This is a genomic window from Bradyrhizobium sp. UFLA06-06 (assembly GCF_054820065.1).
In genome coordinates this window covers 59,202-67,698 of the sequence record NZ_JADFUD010000042.1, presented here as the reverse complement: position 1 = coordinate 67,698, position 8,497 = coordinate 59,202, and the positions used below count along the sequence as shown (strand labels likewise).

General features: G+C 60.8%; 5 protein-coding genes and 1 pseudogene. 2 read left to right on the top strand and 4 right to left on the bottom strand.

The features are described from left to right. Positions 1-66 precede the first annotated feature (66 nt). Positions 67-717 carry a reverse transcriptase domain-containing protein gene (locus IF803_RS29155; RefSeq protein WP_461194441.1) on the bottom strand — a complete coding sequence of 217 codons (651 nt, stop codon included), beginning with the start codon at positions 715-717 and terminating at the stop codon, positions 67-69. A gap of 647 nt (positions 718-1,364) precedes the next feature. Between IF803_RS29155 and IF803_RS29150 the strand changes: the two genes are divergently transcribed. Beyond that, positions 1,365-2,564 (top strand): IS256 family transposase, encoded by a 1,200-nt coding sequence (locus tag IF803_RS29150; protein ID WP_461194440.1) that lies wholly within the window; start codon positions 1,365-1,367, stop codon positions 2,562-2,564. A 700-nt stretch (positions 2,565-3,264) separates the two neighbouring features. Here IF803_RS29150 and IF803_RS29145 read toward each other — a convergent pair. The 3 genes and pseudogenes from IF803_RS29145 to IF803_RS29135 form a co-directional block, all read right to left on the bottom strand. After that, positions 3,265-3,537, bottom strand: a pseudogene (locus IF803_RS29145) (ISNCY family transposase); the annotation flags it as partial. A gap of 831 nt (positions 3,538-4,368) precedes the next feature. Beyond that, a complete protein-coding gene (locus IF803_RS29140) occupies positions 4,369-5,901 on the bottom strand; it encodes a porin (protein ID WP_461194438.1) in 1,533 nt (510 codons plus the stop codon). Between the two features lie 1,302 nt (positions 5,902-7,203). Further along, entirely contained in the window at positions 7,204-7,500 is a 297-nt protein-coding gene (locus IF803_RS29135; RefSeq protein WP_461194437.1) for a tyrosine-type recombinase/integrase, read from the bottom strand. A 253-nt stretch (positions 7,501-7,753) separates the two neighbouring features. Here IF803_RS29135 and IF803_RS29130 point away from each other — a divergent pair, with 253 nt between their 5' ends. Then, positions 7,754-8,326, top strand: a complete 573-nt coding sequence (locus IF803_RS29130; protein ID WP_461194436.1) for a hypothetical protein — start codon at positions 7,754-7,756, stop codon at positions 8,324-8,326. The last annotated feature ends 171 nt before the right edge of the window (positions 8,327-8,497 follow it).

The following is an 8,497-nucleotide window of genomic DNA, read 5'->3' as shown; positions in this document are numbered from 1 at the left end:
GGAAAGGCGCCCGGCGCCACCGATAGTTCCGTGACCGCTACTCCACCGCAAAGTTATCTTTTGCGTTCAGGGAGCCACGCCCGCCCCTTGCGGCGTTCCCCTGTCCGTCTCTTGCTTCTCGCCGCTCTCAAGAACGCCAGCCCGCAACCACAGCCCGATGAGCTGCAAGATGCGAGGATCGGCAATCCTGTGTGCCACCATCCGCAACAGCCACTCGTGGTCAACCGAGTCGAAGAAGCTGCGTATGTCGGCATCGAGCACCCAGTTCACATGCTGGCTCATGATCGCCGTATGCAGAGCATCAAGCGCCATATGAGGATTCCGCCCCGGCCGGAAGCCGTAGGAGAACCCGAGGAAGTCGGCCTCGTAGACGGCGCTCAACACCTCAGCTACCGCGCTTTGGACAATCTTGTCCTCTAGCGCCGGCACACCGAGAGGCCGCTTACCGCCATCGGCTTTGGGGATGTAGACGCGCCGCACCGGCTGTGGCCGGTAGCGACCGGTGTGGACTCGTCCGCAGAGGTCACGGAGGTTATCCGTCAACTCCTCTTCGTACTTCGCCACCGTCACCCCATCGACCCCCGCGCTGGCCTGCCGCTTTTGTCGTCGAAACGCCCGAAGAAGAGCGTCTTCGTCGACGTGGTGCAGCAGGGCCGTGAACCGGGTTTGGGCAGCTTGCTTGGCTGCCGCGTTCACCCGCTTGAGGTTCGGCGGCAAGGTAACCCGGCTCTGTGTCCGGACCCTGGCCTCCTCGCGCAGGCTCCCCTCGGGCTGGTCCCTTCCCTCCATGCGTCTCGTTGCCTTCGACGACTTCACAGGTAGTATGGACCAGTCCGACTCCCGACCTCAGCTCGGACAGCGGCTCTGGCAGTGCCTTGCCGCTGTCCCCCGCTGGAGACCAATCCAGCAGACCCGGTCGGGCCTCTCATGTTCCGATGGTTGCCTTCCATGCGTGATGCGGCCATCGACCCCGACGGAGCGGCATCGTCTCGCCTATCGACGATGCTCGTGCTGCCTTCGTGTTTAGGGAACACACTCGGCCTCCGCGAACTTCCACCTTTCGAGGCTCATTCCCGCACCCCGCATGACTCCTGTCTACACTTCGGACCCCGCGTTACCGCGACGCCCGCAAGACTCGGTCCCGGCTTGCCTGCTTGGGCTTTGGCCGGATGGGACTTGCACCCACAAGCAATCATCAGCTTGGCATGACGTACTCCCCAGTGATGGTGTAGCTCGGTAGAGCAAAGCCGCCTGCACGCGCGCCCCCAAACAGCGCCGTAGCGGGCGGGCGGCTTTGCGGTGGTCATCGATGATTCGTCGGTAGGGTCGGGTTGCTGACACCAACCTGATTCGAGGAACCACCGATGACCGACGAGATGATGAACCTTCGCACCCTCGTGGAGAAGAGCCCTGATGCGGATCTGTTACGCGAGATGATCGGCTTCGCCGCCCAGCGGCTGATGGAGCTGGAGGTCGAAAGCCAGACCGGGGCGGCCTACGGCGAGAAGAATCCTGAGCGTCTGGCCCAACGGAACGGCTATCGCGACCGGGTCTGGGAGACCCGCGCCGGCGCGGTCGAGCTGCGTATCCCGAAGCTGCGCAAGGGCTCCTACTTTCCGGGCTTCCTGGAGCCGCGCCGCATGGCCGAGAAGGCGCTCACCGCCGTGGTACAGGAGGCCTACGTGCACGGCGTTTCGACCCGCTCAGTGGACGATCTGGTGCAGGCGATGGGCATGACCGGCATCTCCAAGAGCCAGGTGAGCCGGTTGTGCGCGGAGATCGACGACAAGGTGAAGGCCTTCCTCGGCCGCCCGATCGAGGGCGACTGGCCGTATCTGTGGATCGACGCCACCTACGTGAAGGTGCGCCAGCAGGGCCGCATCGTCTCGGTCGCGGTGATTGTCGCGGTCGGCGTCAACAGTGACGGCCGGCGCGAAGTGCTCGGCATGGACATTGGTCCCTCCGAAGCCGAGACGTTCTGGACCGCATTCCTGCGCAAGCTCGCCCGCCGCGGCCTGCGCGGCGTCAAGCTGGTCGTCTCCGACGCCCACGAGGGCATCAAGGCGACCGTAGCCAAGGTGCTCAACGCCAGCTGGCAGCGCTGCCGCGTCCACTTCATGCGCAACGCGCTGGCCCATGCCGGCAAGAGCGGGCGGCGTGTCGTCTCCGCCTTCATCGCCACCGCGTTTGCCCAGGATGATGCCGAGACCGCACGAGCGCAGTGGCGAAAGGTCGCCGACCAGCTCCGCCCCAAGCTGCCCAAGCTTGCCGGCTTCCTCGACGCAGCGGAGCCTGATGTGCTCGCCTACATGACGTTCCCGCCCCAGCATCGGACCAAGCTGCACTCGACCAACCCGATCGAGCGCCTCAACGGCGAGATCAAGCGGCGGACCGAGGTGGTCGGCATCTTCCCCAACGAAGACGCGATCGTTCGCCTCGTCGGCGCGATCCTGCTTGAGCAGAACGATGAATGGGCCGTCCAGCGGGCCCGCTACATGACGCTGGAAACCATCGCGCCGTTGAGCGATGATCCCACCGTCAGCCTTCCGGCAATCGCCAGCTGACCTGTCCGGCCCATGCCGGCGAACGCGGTGTCCCACCGCGAGTTACACCACGCTACGGGACACGATCTCGGTCTGGCACGACGCATGATCCTAATCCTGGTTCAAACAAGGGCGACAGCCGCAAGCCAGCGACGACTTCGTCGGCGCCGCTGCGATCTTTTATCGCTTGAGCACGCTCTCGATTGTATTGAAATAGGACCCTGCAAGCCGTTGAAGAAAGGTGGTCTTTAGGATCATGATTCACCGGTCCGGGCGGCAGCGGAGTTGTGCCTAGGAACGGGCAGTTATTCAGGTCGCGGGGTCGCAAGAAACCATCTGCTGGCGCAATCACAAAGGAAGAATTGGCAACGCTGACCGGCGCTTTTGGCCGGGTATTATGCGCAGTTGGCGCCGGAGAAGCTTTCGCCGGCGATCTTTGCCGCGGCGCGCGCCTCAGGCCCGCCGCCCATTCGATCATTGCCTTATGTGATAGGTCGGTCAGTCATCGCGTTGTCCTTGAAAAATTGGCGCCCATAGCGCGACGATCTGTGAAAGAACTCGTATTGCCTCATGAGTGGGTGCTCCCGCACGTGCGTCATTGCCTCACGTAATTTGCTCGCGGGCAGAAGGGAGGAGGAGGCCGGCCGTGGAGCTGGCCGGCATTGCGCACCGGCCGGTCTCCTCCGGCGCGGCATTCTCGTTACTAGGCGTTGCAACGTTGTCAGCTCGTGCTGTCTTGCCGGCCCAGGAGCGCGTTCGCCTGCTCGCTTCGCCAGTATTTGAGGCGACGCTGAAGCGTTCGCAGAAGCTTGTCAGAATAGGCCTCTGGGATATTCTGCCTGCAGTTTGAACAGAAGCTCGCTGCCCGTCCGCCATGGTTCGAACCATGTTCGTAGTTCGACGGTTACACAAGCGAATGGTCGGGCCGGCGCCGTCCTCTCTTCGCTTTCATGATCGGACTGTCTGTCGGCCATGTCCGGCCGTCTTTCCAGGCCACGAGTTGAGGCGCCTGCTCCACCGGCGGATGTCGCCGTAAGCGAGAAAGGCGTCGCCAGTTGCATCGCGCGGTCCGTGACTTGAGGGCGGTCGTTACGCCTCACTGAAACGCCGCTCCCCCTCACCGAGGCGCGGGGCACCAAGCACAATTTTGTCAGATCCGGTATCTGTGTCAGCCGCCATGACCCATTGACACACCTCTCGTCTCTTCTACCAGAGCATCGAGCATTGCACGCTCGTTCTTCACTAGATGAATTTTTTCGTGCATCCGCAAACGGGCCGCGCCCGCCGGCCCAATTGGCGAACGGATCAACGAATATCGAAGCCGCGGACCTCGCAGTGCAGACACGAGCGCGCATGTGTTGGCAAAGATACATGGCACGATGTGCCAAGTTCCAAGGACTCCGCCACCGCGCACGCTGATCTTCCGATGTATAAACCGCGACCGGTTGACCGGGCGTTGGTGTCCCAAACTAAGGCTCTTCCTGCAGAAATAAGAGCGCTCCCACCGCAGAACGCCGAGCGCGTGGCAATATTGCGAATGGCGCGCGATTGAGAAGAAAGCAGCCTATTGTTATGACGTCGAATTGCTTTAAGACCTACGCTTCCTAACTGGCGTCGGCACAATAACAAGTGTTGGATTTCGGTGGCAACGCCAGCTCGCGAATCTTACCGGGCGCAATCGCGACGCTACCACCTAGTTTGGCATCCCGAATAACGCATCTCATTTCTAAAAGGCCTCCGGCGAGGCATGCCGAAGGCCTTCTTGGAGGTGACACTTTAACCTACAGAGCCGTTTCTTTTCTCCTTCCCCTAGATTGAAAGAGACTCACCAGTTGCGCTGAGCATGGAGCAGCATCGTAAGGCTGTTTTGGTTCTTCAGCTCATACGCAGCTCCCGGCTTTGCAATACCCGACTGCAGTGGCAGCGTCACGGTGCTCCCGCTCGCATACTTCTGATCCAGCATCATGTAATTGAGATCGGCCAAGAAGGTCAGGTTTTTGACTGGAGTCCAAGAGGTATATGTCCCGACACTCGCATAGTTGAAGTCGGGGTTACAGCCAGCTAACCCGGTCGACAACGTGAGTCCTGAGACCACCGCACTGCAGATATAACCCTTGGCTGTACTGTTATAGCGAACAGCCCCCAACCCACCGTAAAGGCTGGTGGCCCAGTGCGGATCCCAGTTGTGGGTGTAGCCGCCGTTAAAGCCGAATGTCGTGGTCAACTCCTGGCCGGAGCCGGTCACGAACACGGAGTCAGAGAGACCAGCAAGTCCGACACTCTGGTAAGCACCCGCCAAACTCGTACCGCCGTACATCGCGATGACGCTGGCGAAATAACTATTGAAGGCATAACGGCTTGCCCCTTTCGTATATACGCCCTGGATATTAATCGTGTCACCCGGTCCGGTCGGGATATTCTTAATTGACAATGCCAGCTGACCAGCCCAGCCCCATTTGTCGTCTGGATGGCCGGTGACCTCAGTTGCGCCATAGTAGGCCGCGTGGTTATCGTGGGCAGCAACCGACGCCTGGAAGAGGCCCCAAGGCTGGTCAACTCGAAGCATGGCAACGAGGTCCGGAGCGCGCGTTCCACCAATGTCATTGGCACCGTACGCACCAAAGGCGAGACCTGCGGGTGTCGCGGCACTCACGTTCCAGATGTTGCTTGTGTAGTTGGCGACTTGATCCTGAGCCGAGAAGGAGGCCGTGATGCCCTGGCCAAAATCTGCGGTATAGGTGAGCTGGTTCACGCGCTCCCACCCGCCGCTGCCCGGCAGGTCGTACCAGTTGCCCGGAAAATCGGCCCAGGGCGAGGAGAACTGCGACTGTGCATGACCGATTGTGAAACCAGCGAATTGGATAAAGGCGTCATAGGTACCTAGTACACCGCCAGCGACGGCGCCCGGATTGGCGTTGTTTGGCGCCTGAACACCGCCGAGCGACGAGTAAACGGTCGATCCGTTTCCTGCCCCGCTGTAGCCCGCATCAGTCCACTTGAACACGCCTTGGAAGTAGGTCCGCACTACGCCATATTCAGTGGCAGTGCGCGTATCGATGTTTAGAGATCCACGTGAATGGGCCGTATAGGTGTTGCTGAGTCGGTTTTGCGCGCCCCCCAAACCACTGTCGGCGGGATAAGCGTAATAGTTCGTGCGCAAACCGGCCTCAACACGCACATAGCCACTAAGCTTGATGCAAGTGTCAGTGCCCGGGATGTAGTAAAATCCGGCACCATAGAGCGAGCAGACCTTTACGTACTCGATGGGCTTCGCTTTCACAGGAAGATCGGCGGCCTGTGCTACGACGCTCGCGAACATTGCCGCCGAACCGAGGACAAGACTCTTCGTCACTTTCATGGACAAACCTCCAAGTTGGAAAATCACTTCCGTCCTTCCAAGAAATCGCCGTCACGAGCCTCGCTTGGGGGAAGGCGCTTGAAGCAATGACTTCGAGGGGGCGCGCGCACCCATCTTGCGACACAGCTCTACCGACTTATGTCGCCGCAGATATCCTCGAGATTGCCTAGAAACACGCGGCGCTAGCCGTGCGGACGCCAAGTCACCCGATACGCGAGGCCAAGCAGCGCACAACGTCCCGCCCCCCTCTTTGAGTAAATGCTAACAGGCCCATGAAGCCGACATTTTCCAATGTCGGGCCCCTCGTCGCCGAAATTCTGCTTCGTATTCGACCATTCGCAGTTTTCATGCGATCGGCCATCAGGTCGACGTGGCTCTGCATGAGCAGATCACGAGCGGCGATTTTGAGAATTGATCGAAGCGGCACCACGCATCGATGCCAACACCGATGATGCCTTGTGACGCCTAGTTCAGCATCTTGCGGCGAGGGTTCAGATCACGTCATAGATAGGATCGACCAGACGTTCCATCGGAGCTCGCAGATAGACCTGAGAGCCGCAAGCACCAGCGCGGAAATCAGCGCTCAATAGACTCTTATGGAATTTGCACAAGACCACGCGCTAGCCGCCATCCGCTCGAACATCATCGCTCGGCGCCAATTGATCGAACGGCAGGATCTCTAATTCTTAGCGCAACCCGCGGACACGAACCGTCGTCCATCAGGCGACTTGGCAGCCCAGTCGATTGATAATTATCGGAACTTCGCGAGCCAGCTACTGTTTGTCAGGTTTCCGAAACTGTTTACAGCGATCGGTGGTAGTCGGCCCGCTAGCCTTCCGTGTAGCGCGCGAGACGTAGTTCTGTGTGCAGATGCAATACGGCAGCCGATGCCTTCTCGGTAGCGTCGAGCGAGGCGGAAAGTTCTTCGGCGCCCCACATCAGACCAGCAAGCCGGGGCGCACTCTCCTTGCAAGTGCCGAGGCCGAACACGGTAGCTGCAGATATAGGGCTTGGCCCGCTTCACGAGTGGCAAGATGCCAGCGCGTGGCACCCCAGTCTTGGGATCGATGTTCGCGGCATGGCGCGCGAAACCGCGCACGTGGGTTAATCGCAGGGCCCAGGATGCATGCCGATCGGATGGCAGAGTTGCCCAGACTACGGCGAGCTTCGTGGTGATGGTCGTGGCCTTGCGCCTCTCCATGAAGGAAACGAACTCGGCGAGCCGCCGGGCCTGATGCTGGTACTTGTATCCAAGCCCTTGGCGTATGCTCAGATCCTGCTCGAGTGCGGATCGCAGAGGGGTCATTGCACGCCTCCCGGCCACGGCAGGCTCAATGTGCGGAGTCTCTGGATATCCACCTTCACGTAGATGCGCGTGGTGTCATGGCTCTCGTGTCGCAGCAACTGGCCCATCTCTGACAAGGTCGCGCCGGATCGGAGAAGCTCGGTGGCAAGGCTGTGTCGGAAGATGTGCGCGCGGTGGTGGACGTAGCCACGGATGCCGGCGCGCTCCAGGGCGGCCTTGGCGATCATCGCAACCGCGCAACCGGATGCAAAGCCGACGTGAGGCGCCAGCGTGCGCAGAAACAACCGGCGCACGACGACGTCGGGCGGCTATCACGCAGGTAGGCGCATTGCGCCGCCTGAAAATGTTCCTGAATGCTGAGCCGTTGCCTCACGTAATTTGCTCCCCAGTGGGATGGGACTGCGGGGGCGATAATGAGGCAACTGAGCATGGCGACTCGAAGAGAACTGACGGCCGCTGTGGGGCAGCGCTACAGAGAGGCAAGCCGCACGGAGAAGGCGCGCATTCTCGACGAGTTTGTGATTGTGACGGGCTTCCATCGAAAGCATGCGATGCGCCTGCTCCGAGGCGGGGCAATCCCCGGTTCGGCGCACCCGTCGCCGGATTTACGAGGAAGCTGAACGAAATGCGCTGGAAGTTCTTTGGGAGGCCTCGGACCGGATTTGCGGCAAGAGACTGAAAGCGCTGTTGCCGCTCCTAATCGAGTCGATCGAACGGAACGGCCACATGGGCCTGGCGCCTGAAATCCGCGCGAAGCTGCTGGTGATGAGCGCGTCGACGATCGACCGGGCGCTGGGCAAGATCCGGCTGGGTGGGCGCCAGCGCCGTCGGCCGGTGGCGAGCGCATTGCGACGGAGCATCCCGGTGCGGACGTCCGCTGACTGGAAGGATCCGGCGCCGGGCTTTGTCGAAGCCGATCTGGTCGCCCACAGCGGCCCCTCGGCGCGCGGCAGTTTTATCCAGACGCTGGTGCTCACGGATATTGCGACCGGTTGGACGGAGTGTGCGCCGTTGCTGGTGCGCGAGCAAACTCTCCTGAGCACCGTGTTGACCGAACTTCGCCGACAGCTGCCGTTTTCGCTCCAGGGATCGATACCGACAATGATACCGTGTTCATAAACGAGACGCTGAAAGCGTATTGCGAGCAGGCGAACATTGTCTTCACGCGTTGCCGACCTTACCGCAAGAACGACCAGGCATTTGTCGAACAGAAGAACGGAGCCGTGGTCCGACGGATGGTTAGTTATCGGCGGTTTGAGGGGCTTGAGGCGGCTGCGTTGCTCGCAGAAC